This window comes from Thalassotalea sp. LPB0316, assembly GCF_014898095.1.
Lineage (GTDB): Bacteria > Pseudomonadota > Gammaproteobacteria > Enterobacterales > Alteromonadaceae > Thalassotalea_G.
The window spans coordinates 703,660-722,220 of sequence record NZ_CP062946.1; the positions used below are offsets into that span (position 1 = coordinate 703,660).

15 protein-coding genes are annotated in these 18,561 nt (G+C 42.6%); 5 read left to right on the top strand and 10 right to left on the bottom strand.

Features of this window, described 5'->3' with window-relative positions; all coding sequences use genetic code 11:
• Positions 1 to 3 precede the first annotated feature (3 nt).
• The 4 genes from LP316_RS03145 to tatA are packed head-to-tail and all read right to left on the bottom strand — an operon-like array spanning position 4 to position 1,808.
• A complete protein-coding gene (locus LP316_RS03145; protein ID WP_193022640.1) occupies positions 4 to 507 on the bottom strand; it encodes a hypothetical protein in 504 nt (167 codons plus the stop codon).
• The gene (tatC, locus tag LP316_RS03150; RefSeq protein WP_193022641.1) at positions 500 to 1,249 is read right to left on the bottom strand and encodes a twin-arginine translocase subunit TatC; all 750 of its coding nucleotides are present in this window, start codon (positions 1,247 to 1,249) and stop codon (positions 500 to 502) included. Before tatC ends, LP316_RS03145 begins: the two co-directional genes overlap by 8 nt.
• Positions 1,250 to 1,591 carry a Sec-independent protein translocase protein TatB gene (tatB, locus tag LP316_RS03155; RefSeq protein WP_193022642.1) on the bottom strand — a complete coding sequence of 114 codons (342 nt, stop codon included), beginning with the start codon at positions 1,589 to 1,591 and terminating at the stop codon, positions 1,250 to 1,252.
• 4 nt (positions 1,592 to 1,595) lie between these two features.
• Positions 1,596 to 1,808, bottom strand: coding sequence for a Sec-independent protein translocase subunit TatA (tatA, locus tag LP316_RS03160; RefSeq protein WP_193022643.1), 213 nt, complete (start codon positions 1,806 to 1,808; stop codon positions 1,596 to 1,598).
• A gap of 100 nt (positions 1,809 to 1,908) precedes the next feature.
• On the opposite strand from tatA, the gene LP316_RS03165 reads away from it, so the two are divergent.
• A complete protein-coding gene (locus LP316_RS03165; RefSeq protein ID WP_193022644.1) occupies positions 1,909 to 2,991 on the top strand; it encodes a hypothetical protein in 1,083 nt (360 codons plus the stop codon).
• Between the two features lie 272 nt (positions 2,992 to 3,263).
• On the opposite strand, the gene LP316_RS03170 is transcribed toward LP316_RS03165, so the two are convergent.
• Together LP316_RS03170 and LP316_RS03175 are read right to left on the bottom strand one after the other, a co-directional pair.
• Positions 3,264 to 4,298 carry a DUF2157 domain-containing protein gene (locus LP316_RS03170; protein ID WP_193022645.1) on the bottom strand — a complete coding sequence of 345 codons (1,035 nt, stop codon included), beginning with the start codon at positions 4,296 to 4,298 and terminating at the stop codon, positions 3,264 to 3,266.
• An 82-nt stretch (positions 4,299 to 4,380) separates the two neighbouring features.
• Positions 4,381 to 6,972, bottom strand: a complete 2,592-nt coding sequence (locus tag LP316_RS03175; RefSeq protein ID WP_193022646.1) for an EAL domain-containing protein — start codon at positions 6,970 to 6,972, stop codon at positions 4,381 to 4,383.
• A 291-nt stretch (positions 6,973 to 7,263) separates the two neighbouring features.
• Here LP316_RS03175 and LP316_RS03180 point away from each other — a divergent pair, with 291 nt between their 5' ends.
• From LP316_RS03180 to LP316_RS03190, 3 genes are read left to right on the top strand one after another with little or no spacing between them, the layout of a single operon-like run.
• Positions 7,264 to 8,670 carry an efflux transporter outer membrane subunit gene (locus tag LP316_RS03180; RefSeq protein WP_193022647.1) on the top strand — a complete coding sequence of 469 codons (1,407 nt, stop codon included), beginning with the start codon at positions 7,264 to 7,266 and terminating at the stop codon, positions 8,668 to 8,670.
• Positions 8,660 to 9,928, top strand: coding sequence for an efflux RND transporter periplasmic adaptor subunit (locus LP316_RS03185; RefSeq protein WP_193022648.1), 1,269 nt, complete (start codon positions 8,660 to 8,662; stop codon positions 9,926 to 9,928). The genes LP316_RS03180 and LP316_RS03185 overlap by 11 nt, the downstream gene beginning before the upstream one ends.
• A complete protein-coding gene (locus tag LP316_RS03190; RefSeq protein ID WP_193022649.1) occupies positions 9,925 to 13,047 on the top strand; it encodes an efflux RND transporter permease subunit in 3,123 nt (1,040 codons plus the stop codon). The genes LP316_RS03185 and LP316_RS03190 overlap by 4 nt, the downstream gene beginning before the upstream one ends.
• Before the next feature lie 102 nt (positions 13,048 to 13,149).
• Here LP316_RS03190 and rpoH read toward each other — a convergent pair whose 3' ends face one another.
• Positions 13,150 to 14,013 (bottom strand): RNA polymerase sigma factor RpoH, encoded by an 864-nt coding sequence (gene rpoH / locus LP316_RS03195; RefSeq protein ID WP_193022650.1) that lies wholly within the window; start codon positions 14,011 to 14,013, stop codon positions 13,150 to 13,152.
• 223 nt (positions 14,014 to 14,236) lie between these two features.
• On the opposite strand from rpoH, the gene LP316_RS03200 reads away from it, so the two are divergent.
• Positions 14,237 to 15,463, top strand: coding sequence for an EAL and HDOD domain-containing protein (locus tag LP316_RS03200; protein ID WP_193022651.1), 1,227 nt, complete (start codon positions 14,237 to 14,239; stop codon positions 15,461 to 15,463).
• Here LP316_RS03200 and ftsX read toward each other — a convergent pair.
• The 3 genes from ftsX to ftsY all read right to left on the bottom strand — a co-directional run bounded on the left by ftsX (position 15,441) and on the right by ftsY (position 18,438).
• The gene (ftsX, locus tag LP316_RS03205) at positions 15,441 to 16,412 is read right to left on the bottom strand and encodes a permease-like cell division protein FtsX (RefSeq protein ID WP_193022652.1); all 972 of its coding nucleotides are present in this window, start codon (positions 16,410 to 16,412) and stop codon (positions 15,441 to 15,443) included. The two genes, LP316_RS03200 and ftsX, sit on opposite strands and share 23 nt — an antisense overlap.
• Positions 16,405 to 17,100 carry a cell division ATP-binding protein FtsE gene (gene ftsE / locus LP316_RS03210; RefSeq protein WP_193022653.1) on the bottom strand — a complete coding sequence of 232 codons (696 nt, stop codon included), beginning with the start codon at positions 17,098 to 17,100 and terminating at the stop codon, positions 16,405 to 16,407. The genes ftsX and ftsE overlap by 8 nt, the downstream gene beginning before the upstream one ends.
• An 84-nt stretch (positions 17,101 to 17,184) precedes the next feature.
• Positions 17,185 to 18,438, bottom strand: a complete 1,254-nt coding sequence (gene ftsY, locus LP316_RS03215) for a signal recognition particle-docking protein FtsY (protein ID WP_193022654.1) — start codon at positions 18,436 to 18,438, stop codon at positions 17,185 to 17,187.
• Positions 18,439 to 18,561: the final 123 nt, after the last annotated feature.

The window sequence follows — 18,561 nt, forward strand, 5'->3', positions numbered from 1 at the left end:
TACTTACTTCACTCTTTTTACACGAATCTTACGGTTGTAACCGACTTTCTTTAAATACACGGCACTCCAAGCCCCTTTAAACAATTCAACTTTATCACCCGCTTGTAAGCGCAGTGATTCAGTATCTGTTTGGTGCCAGCGCTGGCCGTTCTCAAAAGTTAGCTTGAGTTTTTTCTTCGCCGAATACGAAACCTTCGCGACAGTAAACTGAACGCGCTCTAACTCATCGGGTTTTTTATCTTTTTTCAGGTGATGATCGCCAAACTCATCCACGTTGTTTTCCGGCTTTACAGGTGGCTCAATCGCTGGCGCCGGTATAACCTTGGTTTTAGCTGTCGCATCTGCCTTTTTCGAGGAATTCGCAAGGTTGTCGTAACAAGCTAAACGCTCAGTTGAAGAAGCTATTTGGGCACATTGTTGCAATGAGCTATTGAGATCAACGGCATAGGTACTACCAACAAATAGACTCGAAAAGATAAGTGCACGAGTGACAATGGATTTAATCATGGATACTTTCCTGCTTAGAGAGATTTTTCTTATTTTTTGACTGTATCGACGCAATAATGACACCAACTTCAAACAGTAACAACATAGGTAAGGCAAGTAGCGTTTGTGAGATAACATCTGGCGGCGTAAGTAACATCCCAATAACAAACGCACCAACAATTATATACGGGCGTTTTGCTTTTAAACTTTCTGGTGTCGTCACCCCTGTCCAACACAGTAAAATTATGGCAATAGGAATTTCAAAGGCGACACCAAAGGCAAAGAATATTTTTAAAATAAAATCTAGATAGCTCGATATATCCGTCGCTATTGTGACGCCTTCAGGCGCAACGGACGTAAAAAATGCAAACGCCAGTGGAAATACCACAAAATAAGCAAACGCAACACCACAATAAAACAAAAACGAACTACCAAACATTAATGGTGCCACTAGGCGTTTTTCATTCTGGTACAACCCCGGCGCAATAAACGCCCAAATCTGGTAAAGAATAAATGGAATGGCTAAAAACAATGACAGAATCAGCGTTAGCTTGAACGGCGCAAAAAAGGGTGAAGCGACCTCAGTTGCGATCATTTGAGTGCCTTCTGGTAACACGTCGAGTAACGGTTTAGCAATAAATTGATAAAGGTCTTGAGCAAAGTAAACTAAACCACAAAAAATCAGCAAAACCGCCAATATCGACCTTAACAAGCGCGATCTTAATTCGATTAAGTGATCAAAAAGCGTTGATGACTGAGACATTTATTCTTGTTTTTCTGTTGATTGCGAAGGCGCTGCGCCATCGTCTTTCTTGGCGTAAGGGCGATTGACCATATCTGCTGCCTCTTTGAGTTGAGCAACCGATTGTGCGACATCCGGCGAAAGGTTTTCCATATTGGCCTGCTCGGCCTTTTTCAAATTCTCGTGTAATTCATGCACACGCAACTCTTCTTTGAGTTCGCTTTGAACGTTTTGACTAAACGCTTTAACGTTTCTCACCCAGTTGCGAACAGTGCGTATGGCTGTTGGTAAGCGCTCTGGCCCGAGCACGACAAGGCCAATTACCATAATAAGTAACAGCTCCCAAAAACCAATATCAAACATGAACTTAAGCCTGCTCTTTGTCTTTCTCTGTCGCTTGTTTAGCTTTTTGGCTTTCGTCGGTTAGCGATTCTGTTTTTTCATCTTCACTCATCGCTTTTTTAAAGCCTTTTACTGCGCTGCCTAAATCGCCACCCATACCACGTAACTTCTTGGTACCAAATAACAAGATAATAATTACCGCAATAATAACAAGCTGCCAAATACTAATACCGCCCATAGCATTCTCCTAAAATTAAGTTATGATGATTATAAAGTGTTGGAAATAAAAAGCACGTATTTCAAGTAACTTGAGTTCGCCATGTGCCGATGGAGTGTCGATGAGCAGAAAAAGTAAAATAACTCAGCTTGTGTTGTTGGCGTCGAGTTTTTTATGTTTTGCTACTCAGGCACAAGAAACTGGTGATACCCAAAAAGCTCAGAAGCCAGAGAGTGAAATACCACTGACTGAGGCTGAGCGCAAAACCATTGAGCAAATTGAAGAGCTTGAGCAAAAAGTACTTAGGCCTATCCCTGAATTAAAGCCATTAACCGAATTAACCGTATCGCCAGAAATGAATGACTGGATGGAAGAAGTGCACCGCGATATTTCTGAATCAGTGCACCAGTCAATGATTTGGTTCGATGGTTTCTTCAACGACAACCCTGGCCACGAACTCATGCCAAAATCTCTTGCTAGGATATCAACTTCATGGTTGCCTCGAGCGCGCGATTGGAGTGAGGTCAAAATCAGGTTCAAATTAAAAGCAAAATTGCCTTATTTTAAAAACAAAGTAGACGTCATTTTTTCAGATGATGACTACGCCGATCAACTTCCGCTTGAATCAGAGCAGGTAAAAGGTAGCTTTGAAGAAAGCAGCTTCGCGGCAGCAATCCGCTATATCCACAAACAAGACAGTAAAGAATTTACTGATACTCGTGTCGGTATTTCTGGTAGTGAGCTTTTTGTTCGAAGCCGCTACAAACGCACACACGTATGGCAAGAAAAGCACAGTTTTATCTTCACACCATCAATAGAGTACTACACTGACGATGGTTTAGGGGCTCGTTTGTTATTAGAGTATGACTACCAATTAAATCCCGACCACCTATTTCGCCTCAACTACTCTATTCGCGGCTCAGAATCATTTTCAGGTATTCGCTGGAAGCACGGGTTGTATTACCTGCGTCATATTTCCGATAAAGAAGCGAGCGTCTTTGGTTTTTTAGTTGAAGGTGAGCGCAATGGAGAAAATGGCTTTTTAATTGAAAACCACACCTTGAGTTACCGCTATCGCTTCAACGCCATTAAAAAGTGGTTATTTTTCGAGATTGAACCCTTCGTTGAATGGCCAGAAGAAGATAACTATAGCACGACGCCAGGTATCGCATTCAAAGTAGAAGGTTATTTCGCTAAGGGGTGAGCCTACTAGCGGCTATAATTATCTGAATAAATATCAGGTGATATCTATCGGGTTCAGTCAAATCGGGAGGAGCTAGATTGTACCAATTGCAGAAGTAAGCCAACTAGTGCCGTCATCCCGTTGAAGAACGGGATCTCCTACATTTTTTTTACTTACATCCATGCAAGCATTTACTTCAATGACGGTGTATTTTTATGAATACACTTTATTCCGTAAATCACTCTCTTGTGCCTGTTACTACCCAGTGAAAATTTAAGGTCAGGCATAAGCAGCTACAATCTATGCTTAGCTGCTAATAATTTACGTAATGTATCGGGCAACACACTTCTTGCTTTTTCAGTTATTGCGAGTTCATTTTTTTGCCACAAAACGCCTAAATATATAACGAACAAACCAAGCAAGGTTAAGGAAATCGGGAATAACCAACTCTCTTTAAAGACATTTGATGCAAGATGGCTAATATAACCGCAGCATCCTATTGCGCCAAAAACAACAAATACCCGTCTGATAATTAATACACCGATAAAGATCATGCCCAAGTTTATGGTGAAATAGATAAACTTTGCCAATTCACTATCTGAAGATTGAGAAGACAAGCCACCCCAAAAGGCAATCACACCAAAAAGGTAAAGCCAAAACGAATAATCAGCTTTACTGGTTGAGCGTACCTCAACATAAAAAGCTACAGCTATCATGAGTAACCCAGTATACATAGAGACTACTTTTCTTAACTGCCAACTATTTTCGTCGCCATAGATCATCACCGATAGATCCATGCTCAAGTACCAAAGTGTTACGGCAATCGGCATAATCAAAAATGGGTATTTGTATTTTCGCGCGATGATCACACCCACAGCGAGCGTACTTAACTCCATATAGAGCCAATGCCATTTAATCGTTCGGTGGTACTGGCGGTAGACACTTTCATCTGGCCATACCCCTAGGGCTTGTTGCAAGCCATAAACGGCTAATGGTGTTAAGGCAATAACAAAAGTACCACAAATGCCAGCAGGAATAGCTAAACCTTTAGCTTTGAAATGATTGGTAAGTTTCAGTCCAACAGCGGCATAGAATAATGAAATGAAGAAAATGCCGAGGCCGCCAAATGATTCCCAACCTAAGTTCATGAACAGCGTCATTGCGCCAATCGCGAGCATCCCACCGAGGTAATAAAGCACATGGGTAAAATCAAATTTAGGCGTAATTTCAGGTTGTTGTTTGAAAAATGCTATGAGCTGGTTAGCTTGCTGTGATGAAATAATATTTTCTTTAACTGCGCCTTCCAACTGCTCTCTATTGATATTCATGAAACACTCCTTCGCTTGTTGTGCCGCCAATTTGAGCAATAAGCAATACTTAAGGCATGTAACCTACAGTAGCATAACTAGCTTAAGCCTTGAGCTTATGACTATCGATCAACTCAGCAATTGACGACTCAATCTTAGTTGGTCGGCTAATGTGGTAGCCCTGACCAAATTCACAACCAACGCCTTGTAGTTTCTTCAGCATAGTTTCAGATTCAATACCTTCAGCGACAATGCGGTAGCCAAATTGCTCACCCAGCTCGTTCAGCGCTTTGACCAAAGTAAGGTTCTTGTCGCTATTATTGAGCGTGCGAATAAAGCTGCGATCTAGCTTAATAAACTCAAACGGATAACTGTGTAAAAAACTGAAAGACGAAACCCCGGCGCCATAATCATCAAGCGCCAATTTCACGCCAAAGTCTTTTAATTTTCGCAACCCTTTGTGAGCTAATTCAGTATGCTGGGTAAACGCCGACTCATTAAACTCTAAAATCAGTCGCTCAGGCTCAACGGTATTTTGCTTAATTAAGGCAATTAACTTATTGAGTTGATTTGCTTGAGTGAGCTGTCGACCAGATAAATTCACCCCAATAAATGCGTTATTGTATTGGCTGTGATCTTGCCACTGAGCTAACTGTTGGCAAACCTCTTCAATAACCCATGTTTCAATATCGAGAATAATGCCGGTTTCTTCAGCCATAAACAAAAACTGACTCGGCGTGAGCAAACCTTTGGTCGGGTGCTTCCAGCGCAGCAATGCTTCAAAGCCAATGGCATTAGTACTATCTAGGTTGGAGATTTGTTGATAATGTAATTCGAACTCTTGTCGCTTAATAGCCGCGCGAAGTTCCTGCTCTAACGACATATTTTCAAGTAACTTTTCACGCATACTTTCATCGAAAAAGACAAAGCGACCGCGACCTAAGCTTTTGGCTTGATACATGGCGGCATCAGCATCGCGTAAAATTTCATTGGCATCGTTGTATTGATGGCTACACAAGGCAATACCAATACTTGCATTAGAGTAAAGTTCATTGCCGTCGTATACAAAAGGTTCAGCGATTCTGTCGATAATACGCGAACAGACATCTTCAACGTCTTCTTGGCTCTGCATAGAATCGAGTAAAACGACGAATTCATCACCGCCCAATCGCGCCAGTAAATCGTTATCGCGTACACAAAATTTTAGGCGGTTTGCTATTTCAACTAAAAATTCATCACCGGCGTGATGACCTAAGGTATCGTTGATCATTTTAAAGCGATCTAAATCGATAAACAGCACAGCAAAGCGATTTTGCGGATGGCGCTTAATATGGCGAAGTGCAAAGCTCAAACGATCGGAAAACATCGCTCGATTCGGCAGTGTTGTCAGTGAATCGTGATGTGCTTCGTGATAAAGCTTGGCCTCAGCTTTCCGGCGCTCCTCTACTTGCATACGCAAATTGAGGTTACTAATTTGCAATTCTTTAGTGCGTTCATTAACCAAACGCTCTAAATCATCTTTATTCTTTTGCTCTTGCAACTGGTGATTTTTCTGGCTGATCGCGCTAGCGATGTGATCGGCGATAAAGCGAATAATTTCTAAATCGTCTCGCTGATAAGCATTTTCTTGATAAAAATCTTGCAGCGCTAGCACACCGATCACTTCACCTTGGTACATTAAAGGGGCAGAGAGCCAAGCTTTCGGTAAACTGTTATTAAACTGAGTAAAAGATAAGTCTTGCGCTTCAATGGTACCGCTAGAAGATAAACTCACCAACTGTTGTTCAGCAAGCAATAAAGGTGCTGACAAAACAATTGTCCGCTCAGTTAAACCCGACTTGCGCCGACTTGAGTTAATCTCAATAATTTGTTCATTGACAATGTACGGGTATTCTAACTTGTATCCGTCATTCGACAGCAGGCTGATAAAAAAGTTTTTCGCCGGCAGAAGTTTTTTCACTTGCGTATGCAGCGCTTGGTAGAACTGCTGAATATCATCGCTTGAGGCGGTAATTTCTGAAATCGCGAGCAAAACCTTATGCACATTTTCAGCTTTTTTTCGTTCGACAATTTCTTTTTGTAATTGCGCATTAGCCTGGGTTAGTTTGCGTGTGCGCTCGGCAATACTATGTTCAAGCGACTGACGAGAACGCACCCGATCAATTGCCGTTACAATGTGCTCACTAATAAAGGTCAATAAATCAGCATCGGCTTTGTCAAAAGCTAGGTCGGCTTGATAGCTTTGGATAGCAATCACGCCAATCACTTTATTGCCGCGCTTCAAAGGAGCGCCGAGCCACTCTAAACAATGACAATGATGGCTTTGCAATTTAGCTGGATAAAAGTGTTGAGTGCGAGCCTCTTTATAGACTTGTGCGCTCAAGCCTGTTTGCCAATCTTCAACTGAAGTATTGACGATAAGCTCGGCATCAACATTATTTTGCATGTAAGCTAATTCAAGTTGTTGATGCTGATTAACTATAGCGATGTGAAAGTTTTTAGTACGGAAAATCGGCTCTACCACAGAAGCAAGTGCGGTATAAAAAGCGTTCATGTCAGTCACAGTAGCCGCCAACTCCGACAGAGTTAACAGGTTAGACTGCATGTTTTTGAGGTGTCGGTACTTCTTGAGTAACGACTTAAATTTTGGCAGCTGTCGAGCAGCAATAAAACTATCGCTCGCCTTGCATTCCATTAAGGCTTTCCATTTTATTAGTATTATTTTTAAGCAGTCAGTCTAACAAAAAACACAGACATGACCACCTTTTTTATAACCTCATGATAAAAAAAAGGTTAACGTTAAGCAATAGTTAGGTATAAACACTGATAATTCATGATTAGCGCAACAACTGCGCTATTTTTGAACGTCAAACTAATCGATATAACTGGCGTTAACGTAAAGTTGTGTAAATAGTATTTTCTCTTTAGCAAAAATCCATAAACTGATGTCATCAAAGAATAAATATCAATGCAAGGTAATAACAAGATGAAGCTAAGTCGGCAGCTCGCTCCCGCCTTTATCACAAGCGTGTTACTAATTGGTTGCGCCACTCAATCGCCACTCGACGAGCAAGCGATACTTGAGCACGCACCTAACCAATGGCAGCAGGCCAAACAAGATCGCGAGCTCAACACCCAATGGTTAGCCACCGCAAGTAGTCCACAATTAGCAGCCTTAGTAGAACAAGCACTCAGTAGTAATCGTCAGTTAAAGCAACAAGCACTCGATTTAGCGATTCAAGCCGAACAAGTTAATATTAACGATGCGGCGCTTTGGCCAGAAATCGACTTTTCCCTTACCAGCTCTCGACAATCGTCTGGTGAACCAAGACGCTACAGCAACACCAATAATGTCGCTATCGATGTCAGCTATGAAATTGATATTTGGGGTAAACTTTCAGATTCAGCGAAACAAAGCCACTTGCTCTACCTATCTACCAAAGCCAATTATCAAGCGGCGCGAAATCAGTTAATCACCGATGTCATTAATAGTTATTTCGCGCTGATCAGCGCTCAACGACTCAAAGCTTTAGTTGAACAGCGCGTCGCCCTATCAAAAGAAAACTTAGACATTATTCTCTCGGGCTACAAACAAGGTCTAAATGAAGCGCTTGATGTGTATCTTGCCCGCAATGACCTAAATGCTGAACTATCTTCATTAGCAGCTCAGGAAGCTCAATTACAACAAGCCAGTGCTACCCTTGAATACTTAGTCGGTGATTACCCTAGTGGTTTGCTTGCTGCATCAGGAGAGTTGCCGGCAGTGCTCGATAATATATTACTCGGTGTGCCCTCAGAGCTGATCAAACAAAAACCGGTACTACAAGCCAATTGGTACCAATTGCTCGCCCAAGATGCTGCCCTCGCATTTGCCCATAAGCAACGTTTTCCAAGTATTCGAATCAGCGGTAGTTATGGTAGCCAAGCCAATCAATTAGATGACTTATTATCTGGCTCTTCTGTTGCATGGTCGTTATTAGGCGGGTTAACTATGCCGTTATTTAATGCTGGTGAACTCAAGTCAATCGAACAACAGCAACGTTTGAAGTTACAACAACAAGAGCAAGCGTATATCGATAGTGTTTATCAAGCGTTCTTGGATGTTGAACGTGGTATCAATTTAGAAAGCAGCTTGCAAGAGCAATATCAGCGAACCTTGGCAGCACAAGAAAATGCCGTCATTGCTCAAACGCTAGCGTTTGAGCAATATCAAAATGGCCTAGTGAGTTACACCACGGTTCTCGATGCCCAAGAACGCGCTTTTAATGCACAAAGCAATGTTATTTCATTAAAAAATCAATTAATTACTAATCGCGTAAACCTATATGTAGCCCTAGGCGGTGACTATAGCCAAGGTTTACTGTTACAAGAGCGTCTGACCAATGATGAATAAAAAATATTTACTTCCTATCGCGATAGTTGCCACAACCGTGTTGGTGATATTTTTCATCACCAGTAATCCGCCAAGCGCGAAAAGAGGGCGCGGCGTACCAACAACGCAATTGGTTGTTGAAACTAAAACGCTAGCACCACAACGTTATCAAGTGATTATTGAGAGTTTTGGCACCGTAAAACCTCGCACAAAAAGCTCTTTAGTCACACAAGTATCAGGACAAATTTTGTCTATCAGCCCGAACTTCAGAGAAGGTGGCACATTTAAAAAGGGCGAAGTCTTGGTAAAGCTCGACGATAGAGATTATCGCGCCGATGTCAAAATTGCCCGTGCAGCTGTATTTTCTGCCCAACAAGCCTTAGCGGAAGAAAAAGCGCGTAGTAAGCAAGCATTAACTGACTGGAATCGGCTTGCCAATGGTGAAACACCCACCGATTTAGTCTTGCGTAAGCCTCAATTAGAAGCAGCAAAAGCGAGCTTAATGTCAGCACAAGCACAGTTAGAAATTAAAGAGCTCGCGCTTGAACGCAGCCAAGTGATCGCGCCATTTGATGGCCGCGTACTCGACAAACAAGTAGACGTAGGCCAAGTGGTATCGAGTAATACTCAACTAGCCAGTATTTACGCGACGGATTACGTCGAGATCAGACTACCTATCAACAACAATGATCTCGCGTTAATGACCTTGCCCGAATCGTTTAAAGCCTCAAATATCATTGATGTTGCCTTTAGTTCAACGCTAGTCGGTAAGCAACGCTGGCAAGGTCAGGTTATTCGTTCTGAAGCCGCAATAGACGACAGCTCACAACAGCTTTATGTCGTCGCTCAAATCAATCAACCGTTTGAAGTTAACAAAAATCAACCCGTACCGATAAAAATTGGCCAATACTTAACGGCCAATATCGCTGGCAACGTACTAAATGACGCCCTCGTTGTACCAAATAATACGATTTATCAAGGTAGCTATGTTTATACCGTTAGTGATGGCCGAGTTTACCGTAAAGCCGTTGATATTTTATGGCAAAACAGTGAAGAAGCGATTATTGCCAATGGGTTAAGTGCTGGTGATCAGCTCGTCATGACTTCCTTAGGTCAAGTAAGTTCGGGCACCAAGGTCGCGATTTTAGGCGACCAACCTATCGAAAAAAGTAAACGCGAGCAGCCGGTCAAGCTCTCAAACAAAAGATCTGAAACCACGATCGGCGACGGCCAAGCTAAAACTGCCAATCAGGCAAAGATTGAGGAGGCAAACCTATGATTGCATGGTTCGCTAAAAACTCAGTAGCCGCCAACCTGTTGATGGCGTTTATTTTGGTGATCGGGCTCGGCTCATTATCAACTAAAATACCATTAGAAGTCTTTCCTTCTGTTGAATCTGAAGTTATTTCCGTTCGCATCTCTTTGCGTGGAGCAACGCCTGAGGATGTTGAAAAAGGCGTGACGATTCGCATTGAAGAAGCAGTTCAAGATCTCGAAGGCATCGAGCGCATTGTCAGTAGCTCTTCGGAGAATAGCTCGTCTGTCAATATAGAAGTAGAAAGTGGTTATGATCCACGTGAAATGCTTGCCGATGTAAAAAGTCGAGTCGATGCCATCAACACCTTTCCCGTTGACGCCGAAAAACCGATTATTGCCCTAGCACAAAGAAAGCGCGAAGTTATCGCCGTTACGGTGACTAGCCCATATAGTGAAAAAGAGACACTTGAATTTGCCGAAGTTGTGCGCGATGAATTATTGCGCCTTCCTGGTGTCACTCAGCTCGACTTAAGCGGTGTGAGAAATTACGAAATTAGCTTAACGCTATCGCAAGATCAGCTCCGTCAATATGGCTTAACTATCAATGAAGTCTCAAGGCAAGTAAATGCCTTTAGTACTGACGTATCAGCAGGTAACTTACGCTCCTCTGGTGGTGATATTTTATTGCGCTCAAAAGGGCAAGCGTATTACAAAGATGAATTTGCCGATATTCCCATCAAGACACGTGCTGACGGTACCATTATTCGCTTGCGCGATGTTGCTACGATTAATGATGGTTTTGAAGAAACCCCCATTAGAACGCGTTTCAATGGGCAACAAGCGGCATTTATTGATGTTTACCGCATAGGTCAGCAAAGTGCGATTGAAGTCGCCGATCAAGTCAAAGCTTATATCGACCGTCGCCAAGATACCCTGCCAGAGGGGTTTGCCTTAAGCTATTGGGATGATGACTCAGAAATCGTCAAAAACCGTATCGCCACCTTAACCTCTAGTGCTTTGCAAGGCGGTTTTTTAGTCTTGCTACTGTTAACTTTATTTTTGCGCCCATCAATCGCCTTTTGGGTCTTTATTGGTATCCCTGTGTCATTTATGGGGGCCTTTATTTTTATGCCAGTATTTGGCGTAACACTCAATATAATGAGCTTATTCGGCTTTATTTTAGTACTCGGCATTGTCGTCGATGACGCTATCGTCACCGGCGAAAACATCTACACCCATTTACGTAACGCTGAGTCAGGTGAAGAAGCTGCGATTAAAGGTACTCAAGAAGTCGCGACACCCGTGACTTTTGGTATTTTAACAACGGTAACCGCTTTTCTACCGATGTTGTTTATCGAAGGTCGCCGCGGCGCGCTATTTTCACAAATCGCCATCGTTGTTATCCCAGTGTTAATATTTTCCTTGATTGAATCGAAATTTGTTTTGCCGGCGCACTTGAAGAAAATCAAGCTGCGCGGCCAAAGTAAACCCAATCGCTTAGAGCGCTTCCAGCAACGTTTTGCCGATGGCTTTGAACGGGCAATTTTAAAATTTTATCAGCCGCTATTATCTGTTGCGCTACGCAATAAAATGACAACGATATCGCTATTTGTTGGCACTTTTTTAATTATCATCGCTTTATTGATGTCCGGTTGGAGTAAGTTTGTCTTTTTCCCTAGAATACCGAGTGAAACAGTAAGGCTCAACTTAACCATGCCCAACGGCACGCCATTTGAAGTGACCAATCAGCACATTATTAATATTGCTGCCCAAGCTGAAAAATTACAGCAAAAATACGTTGATAAAGAGACTAACCAAAGTGTGATCATGAATGTGCTAGCAACAACGGGTGGCCGCGGTGGCACTTCTCACGTCGGTGGCGTGCGCTTTGAATTAGTGCCGCCTGAAAAACGCACGATTAATGTCACATCTCGCCAAATGGTTGCCGAATGGCGGCAATTAGTTGGTCAAATACCTGGGGCAGAGTCGATGACCTATCGAGCAGAAATCGGTCGTTCATCAGATCCCATCGATGTTCAGCTAACCGGAAATTCACTTGAAACCTTGCAAGAGGTTGCCAATAAAGTGAAGCTCCATCTGGCCACTTACCCGACGGTGTTCGATATTGCAGACAGCTTATCTGACGGTAAAGAAGAGCTACAAATTGAACTAACGCAACAAGGTAAAGCGCTCGGCTTATCTAGGCAAGAAGTTGCTAGCCAAGTTCGCAATGCCTATTTTGGTGCTCAGGCACAGCGTATTCAGCGTGGTCGTGACGATGTTCGCGTAATGGTGTTGCTGCCGATTGAGGAGCGTCGTTCTTTAGCAGATCTCAAACACATCTTAATCGATACACCGTCAGGAGCCAAAGTACCGCTATCTCATATCGCTGAGCTGATCCCCGGTAAAAGCCCATCAACTATTCGCCGTATCGATCGTTATCGCACGGTAAATGTTACCGCAGATATCGATAAGCAAACCGCTAATATGACGGCACTAAACGCCGACTTGAAAGTGTTTTTAGATAATTTAGTCGCTCAATATCCTGGCATTAATCACTCGTTAGAGGGCGAGGCTAAAGAGCAACGCGAGTCATTTGGTTCACTCGGTTGGGGGTTACTGTTTGTCTTTTTTGTCATTTACGCACTACTGGCTATTCCTTTTAAATCCTATATCCAACCGCTTATTGTGATGAGTGTGATCCCATTTGGTTTAATTGGCGCATTCATCGGCCATTGGATCATGGGCATGGATTTAACCTTATTTAGCTTACTCGGCATGCTCGCATTGATAGGTGTTGTGGTTAATGACTCGTTGGTACTAGTTGATTTTATCAATAAGAAGAAACAGCAGGGTTACAACATTGCCAACGCCGTGCTTACCGCCGGTGCTTCACGCTTTAGGCCAGTGATGCTAACTAGCTTGACCACTTTTATAGGCTTGATGCCACTGCTCTTTGAAAAATCGACGCAAGCGCAGTTTTTGATCCCAATGGCTATTTCACTTGGCTTTGGTATTTTATTTGCGACTTTTATCACCTTGATATTAGTGCCAGTAAACTACCTAGTGGTTGAGCGATTAAAAGGCAACAAGGTCAAAACAGAAGAATTAATACTGCCAGCAAGAGCAATAACAAGCTAACCAGTCTTTATCTTAGCTCATTTACAACAGACATAAAAAAGCCCGGTACTGCCGGGCTTTTCATTATTTATTAGCTCACTTTGCTTATTAGCACAGACTCAATTAGACAAGAGCGGTTTTGAGTTTAGTCAAAGCATTTTTTTCTAACTGACGAACACGCTCAGCAGAAATACTATATTTTTCAGCAAGCTCTTGCAGTGTCGCTTTATCGTCATCTAACCAACGCGTTTTAACGATATCCTGACTGCGATCATCTAAAGCGACTAAAGCATTCGCTAACCGCTTATTTGCGTGCGCTTCATAGTCTTGCTCTTCAACCATAACGGCTAAATCTGAACGTTTATCTTCTAAGTACTGTGCTGGTGAAAAGTTGCCAGTTGCACTTGCCGAATCATCATCGTCAGAGCTTAGTTCAAATGCTTGATCTTGATTGCTCATACGGGACTCCATTTCAAGCACGTCTTTAGTTGAAACACCTAAAGTTTCAGCAACGTTATCAATTTCGTCTTGGCTAAACCAACCCAAACGCTTTTTGTTTTTGCGCAGGTTAAAGAATAGTTTACGTTGTGCCTTTGTGGTGGCAACTTTAACGATTCGCCAGTTCTTTAATACGAACTCGTGAATTTCAGCTTTGATCCAGTGGACAGCGAATGACACTAGGCGCACACCGACCTCAGGATTGAAACGCTTTACCGCCTTCATTAGGCCTACGTTACCCTCTTGGATTAAATCTGCTTGTGGTAACCCATATCCCGCATAGCCTTTGGCAATGTGAATAACAAAACGCAAGTGTGACATGATCAACTCTTGCGCGGCTTGTAAGTCATTTTCGTGATGTAAACGAGTCGCCAATTCATGCTCGCGCTCAGCGCTAAGCATAGGAATGCTGTATGCAGATTGTACGTAAGCTTCAATGCTCCCACTTTGTGGAACCGTTAACGCCATTGATTGCATCGTATTACTCATTTTGATCCTCGATTAACATGGTCTCGCGATAATAACACGCGATTACGTCTTTTGCTATGCCTATATGCTACTCATTTGAATAGACCTTGGGGCATTAAAAATAATTTCAAGTATAATCAAATGAAACAGCACACTTGTAACAATTATCGATCATTTTGTTAGATTTTTTATCAACTTTCATTGTATGCTAGCTTGAGGAAAAGCCGCAATATTGAGGTAGCTTTTGTATTCATATGTAGCACGACAACCGATCTTAGACAGCAACCAAGAACTTGTTGCTTATGAGTTATTATTTCGAGACGGTGAAAGTAACCAATTTCCTAATATTTGTCCCGATCAAGCAACGTCAAACTTATTAACCAACAACCATTTGCACATGGGAGTTGAAAAGGTGACCGGTGACTTACCCGCGTTTATTAATTTTCACGCCGATACCTTAATTAAAAATTTTCCTAGCTTTCTCGATCCAGAAAAAGTGGTGATCGAAATACTTGAAGATGTTCCTATCAGTGAAGAACTGCTAACCGCCTGCCGAGATCTGCGAGCAAAAGGCTATAAATTCGCACTCGACGACCATGATTTTGATCCTAAATGGGACGTATTTTTCCCGTTAGTTGATATTATTAAAGTCGATGTGCTCAACACCAATATGTTATCGATCAGTCGATATGTTCGCCGTTTACAGGAACACAACCTTGTTTTACTCGCTGAAAAAGTAGAAACAGCGGAGCAGTTTGCGCAACTAAAATTACTCGGATTTACCCACTTCCAAGGGTATTTCTTCGCCCGGCCAGAAATGATCAAACAAAAGAAAATCTCCACGGCTAAGCAAAAGATACTTTCACTGATTGAGCAAGCAAATCAAGTACAACTCGACTTTGACAAGATCAGTGAGATCTTTAGCAGTGATACAGGTTTAACCTATAAATTACTGCGTTTTATTAATAGCCCTACTTATGGTCGCAATCAAGAAATCACTTCGCTTAAACACGCGTTAATTTACATTGGTGAAGCCGAGTTGAAAAAATTTATCGCATTGCTCGCACTGTCAGATTTGAACGAAGATCAGCCAAGTGAAACCTTGCGAATGTCGCTGACAAGAGCAAAGTTCTGCGAACAAATTTCAAACCTACGCCAAGACGAAGAAAACCCACCGAAAGCATTTTTGACCGGTATGCTATCAATGATTGATGGTATCTTAAATTCCGAGCTCGACTCAGTCTTGGAAATATTGCCAATTCACCCAGAAATCAAAGCCGCACTGAAAGGTAAGAAAAACAACTTGTTTGGTTATTTGTTATTAGCGCGAAAATCCGAGAAAGGTTTGTGGCAACAAGCAGAAAAGCTTGCTGACAAATTGAAAATTGCCAAAGAGCAATACTATCAAGCCCATGCTAAAGCACTAGAATGGGCCGATGAAATGATGCTTACTCAGCAGACGGCTCAATAGCCTTGATGTGCTTTCTAACTGAAATATAGCTACCTAGTAACCCTAAGGTAACGGCGAATAACAATAGTGTTAGCACTTCACCGCCTGCTAACGCTTGAAAGTCAAAGCGTTGCTGATAGACCTCGGTAAGTTTAGTAATGGCACTCGATAAGTAACCGACAAGCAACCAAATGAGTACGGTGGCGAGCAAGCCACCAAAAATGCCATACCACATACCTGCGTATAAAAAAGGTCGTTGAATGAAACTATCTGTCGCGCCAACCAATTTCATCACCGCGATAGTTTGGCGTTGATTGAGAATTTGCAAGCGAATGGTATTGCCAATAATTAACACAACAGACGTACACAGCAGCAAGGCGACTGACATAACAATATCTTCAATTAAATTAGCAATTGCCTCTAAGCGGGTTAACCACTCTAGATCCAGTTGACCGACATCAACTTCTCGTTCATTTTTTAATTTAGCTAGTAACTCTTTTGCTGCTGTTGATTGACTGTGGCGCTGAGTTGGTGTGACTAACAATGTTGCTGGCAACGGGTTGTTATCGAGATAACCTAATGCACCGCCAAAACCAGAAGACTGGCTAAACTCAGCTAGCGCCTGCTTTGGTGAAATGTAAATAACATCATCCACTTCAGGGTAAAGTGATACCCTTTGAACCAATGCTTGTGCCGCTTTTTCAGACGTTGAAAGCTTTAAATAAAGCGTGATTTGTGAAGCACTGTGCCATTGATGCGATACGGCTTGAGCGTTTTTAACGAACACGTGTAAGGTCGCAGGTAAGGTTAAACTTATCCCCAATACCACCACTGTCATTATCGTGGTAAACGGCGTTCGCCATAAGTCACCCAGGCTGCCAATTGCCTGTTGTAAGTGTCTTATTGGTAATGATGTTAACTTTTGCCAAAAAGTAGGTCGATGGGCGATTGCACTCGTTGATTTAGCCATGCTCACCTCCCAAGTTTAACCCTTCAACTACACCATCGTTGATCATGTTGCCTTGTTTTAGGGTCAGGGTGCGATATTTCATTCTGGCAATCAATCCCAGATCATGGGTCGCAATCAGCACCGATACACCGACGGCATTAAAGTCTTCAAACAGTTTAATAATTTCAAGTGATAACTTGGGATCTAGGTTACCCGTTGGTTCATCGGCAAGGATAATAGGTGGCTTGTTGACGATGGCACGTGCGATACCAACACGTTGTTGCTCACCCCCAGAAAGCATATAAGGATAACAGCGAATTTTCTCTAATAAGTGAACTTTTTCCAACGCTGTTTCAACGCGCTTTTTAATTTCTTTTGCACTAAAGCCCTCAATGACTAGCGGTAGGGCGACGTTGTCAAAAACCGTGCGATCCATCAGTAAGTTGTGGTTTTGGAAAATCATGCCAATACCGCGGCGAACATAGGGGATGTCCTGATATTTGATATTGGCAAGTTCAGTACCATTGATATTGATACTGCCGCTACTCGGTTTTTCCATTAGCGAGATGAGTTTTAATAACGTACTTTTACCCGCACCAGAGTGACCAGTGAGAAAAGCCATTTCGCCAGAGTCTACCTTAAAGCTGACTTGCTTTAGCGCGAGAAAACCACCGGGATATGTTTTACTAACGTTATTAAATTCTATCATTTGGCTACATTTTTATAATTTTTATTATCTTAGTGCCTTTAGCTTAGTGCTGACAATAGCTTATTCCATTATGTGAATGAAACACTATTCTTCACGCTCAAATAACGCATCGATAAAATCATCGGCAACGAATGGGCGCAAGTCATCAATACCTTCACCAACGCCTAGGTAACGAATTGGAATTTGGTATTTATCGGCAATCGCAAAAATCACACCACCTTTAGCAGTACCATCTAACTTTGATAGTGTAATGCCTGATAAATCAACCGCCTCTTTAAAGAGTTGCGCTTGGCTTAGGGCATTTTGCCCGGTGCCGGCATCTAATGTCAGCATGACTTCATGTGGCGCGTTTTCATCGATTTTTTTCATCACTCGAACAACTTTCTTCAGTTCTTCCATTAAGTGACCTTTGTTTTGTAAACGACCCGCGGTATCGGCAATGAGAACATCGACATTTCTGGCTTTAGCCGCACTTAATGCGTCAAAGATTACCGAAGCACTATCTGCGCCGGTATGTTGAGCGATAACTGGAATATCGTTGCGCTCGCCCCATACTTGTAATTGTTCCACTGCGGCGGCTCGGAAGGTATCACCAGCGGCTAACATCACTGATTTGCCTTGGGCTTGGTATTGTTTTGCCAACTTACCAATAGTCGTGGTTTTACCAACACCGTTAACACCGACCATTAAAATAACGAACGGGCCATCGGCGTTATCGATATTTAGTGGCTGATCAACAGGCGCTATGGTGTTTTTCAGCTCTTGCTTTAACAAATCGTAGAGTGCTTCTGCGTCTTTAAGTTGCTTGCGGTTGGCTGATTCAGTTAACGAATCGATGATTCGCGTTGTGGTATCAACGCCGACGTCTGCTAATAGTAAATGTTCTTCGAGCTCTTCAAATAATTCGTCGTCAATTTTTTTGCCGCGAAATAAATCAAAAATTCCACCACCGATACTTTGGCGAGTTTTTGATAAACCTGACTTTAAACGGGCGAAAAAGCCTAGTTTTGGCTCTGGCTCTGGCTCTGGCTCTGGCTCTGGCTCTGGCTCTGGCTCTGGCTCTGGCTCTGGCTCTGGCTCTGGCTCTGGCTCTGGCTCTGGCTCTGGCTCTGGCTCTGGCTCTGGCTCTGGCTCTGGCTCTGGCTCTGGCTCTGGCTCTGCAACAGTTTCTTCAACTTCAGGGGGAGTTTCAACTGCTTCGGTTTCACTGGGCGCTACAACCTGTTCAGAAGCCTCTTGGCTTTCAACGACTTGCTCATCTTCCTGTTGTTTAACCGTTTCTTCTTGGTCCTTACTGCCTAATCCTAACCAGGAAAATAAACCTTTCTTTTTGCTCATAATGCTTTATTTCAATACGTTGCGTAATTTGGATCGTTTGTTAATAGTTTTTCATGACAAACAGCGATAAAATTGCCGATATATTACCACCTTAATCCATTAGACAAAACAGCAACGATCGAT

Excerpts from the sequence above, each read along its gene's own strand:
- LP316_RS03145 (WP_193022640.1), bottom strand. The coding sequence starts at position 507 with ATGATTAAATCCATTGTCACTCGTGCACTTATCTTTTCGAGTCTATTT.
- tatC (WP_193022641.1), bottom strand. The coding sequence starts at position 1,249 with ATGTCTCAGTCATCAACGCTTTTTGATCACTTAATCGAATTAAGATCG.
- tatB (WP_193022642.1), bottom strand. The coding sequence starts at position 1,591 with ATGTTTGATATTGGTTTTTGGGAGCTGTTACTTATTATGGTAATTGGC.
- tatA (WP_193022643.1), bottom strand. The coding sequence starts at position 1,808 with ATGGGCGGTATTAGTATTTGGCAGCTTGTTATTATTGCGGTAATTATT.
- LP316_RS03165 (WP_193022644.1), top strand. The coding sequence starts at position 1,909 with ATGAGCAGAAAAAGTAAAATAACTCAGCTTGTGTTGTTGGCGTCGAGT.
- LP316_RS03170 (WP_193022645.1), bottom strand. The coding sequence starts at position 4,298 with ATGAATATCAATAGAGAGCAGTTGGAAGGCGCAGTTAAAGAAAATATT.
- LP316_RS03175 (WP_193022646.1), bottom strand. The coding sequence starts at position 6,972 with ATGGAATGCAAGGCGAGCGATAGTTTTATTGCTGCTCGACAGCTGCCA.
- LP316_RS03180 (WP_193022647.1), top strand. The coding sequence starts at position 7,264 with ATGAAGCTAAGTCGGCAGCTCGCTCCCGCCTTTATCACAAGCGTGTTA.
- LP316_RS03185 (WP_193022648.1), top strand. The coding sequence starts at position 8,660 with ATGATGAATAAAAAATATTTACTTCCTATCGCGATAGTTGCCACAACC.
- LP316_RS03190 (WP_193022649.1), top strand. The coding sequence starts at position 9,925 with ATGATTGCATGGTTCGCTAAAAACTCAGTAGCCGCCAACCTGTTGATG.
- rpoH (WP_193022650.1), bottom strand. The coding sequence starts at position 14,013 with ATGAGTAATACGATGCAATCAATGGCGTTAACGGTTCCACAAAGTGGG.
- ftsX (WP_193022652.1), bottom strand. The coding sequence starts at position 16,412 with ATGGCTAAATCAACGAGTGCAATCGCCCATCGACCTACTTTTTGGCAA.
- ftsE (WP_193022653.1), bottom strand. The coding sequence starts at position 17,100 with ATGATAGAATTTAATAACGTTAGTAAAACATATCCCGGTGGTTTTCTC.
- ftsY (WP_193022654.1), bottom strand. The coding sequence starts at position 18,438 with ATGAGCAAAAAGAAAGGTTTATTTTCCTGGTTAGGATTAGGCAGTAAG.